Here is a 726-nt window from a genome sequence, read left to right as displayed (position 1 = left end):
TTAGCGATGCAGCTCTCAGCGAGGGCTTAAAGGATATTGCGATGCAGCAGAGCTCTCTTATTGTTGCGGCACTCAGCCAAGTTGATATCCAAAGTTTGGTGTCTGTTCTTGATTTTTGCCGTGCTCAGGGCGTGAGCAATCTCAACCTTGCCGAGTCGGTATCGCGATGAAGCTTATTCATATCGAAGCGTCCAAAAACAATAGCCTTAACCTGGACGGCAATATGGTCCCTGCGATCAATATCGTCTTCTTGTTATTGATCTTCTTTATGGTGGCCGGTCAGATTAAATCGCCAAGCAAGAGCCTGGAATTGCCCAATTCACAAAATGATCAGAAAGTGGACGCGAAGACGCTGGTACTGGAAATTCATGCAAATGGAGAATACTTACTGGAAGGTGAGCAAGTTAATGACGAACTTAGCAAAGTGTTTTCTGATCAGACGATCACAGAACTGAGTATACGCATTCACCGCCAGCTTCCCGCTTCTGCATTAGACCCGGTGCTAAAGCTGGCACGAACTTACGGCATGGAAAGCCTGAGCATTCAGACGATTCAGCCATGAAGATAAAAAGTGCTCACATAACAACAGCAAGTCTCTTTGCGATCGCGCTCCACTTTTCCCTGGCACTAGCTTATAGCATCTATAGCTCGCCCTCTGCTATTGCCATGAGCGGAGCTCAACAAGCAGGTGAAGACGGTTTAATAGCAGGCTTGGGTCTGGCAGGA

The 726-nt window shown here is 47.4% G+C and carries 1 protein-coding gene; it reads left to right on the top strand.

Annotated features, from left to right (window positions below; all coding sequences use genetic code 11):
• Positions 1-166: 166 nt before the first annotated feature.
• A complete protein-coding gene (locus tag A3756_RS20100) occupies positions 167-562 on the top strand; it encodes a biopolymer transporter ExbD (protein ID WP_068513307.1) in 396 nt (131 codons plus the stop codon).
• Positions 563-726: the final 164 nt, after the last annotated feature.

This window comes from Oleiphilus sp. HI0086 (assembly GCF_001635225.1).
This window is presented reverse-complemented; position numbering and strand designations above follow the sequence as displayed.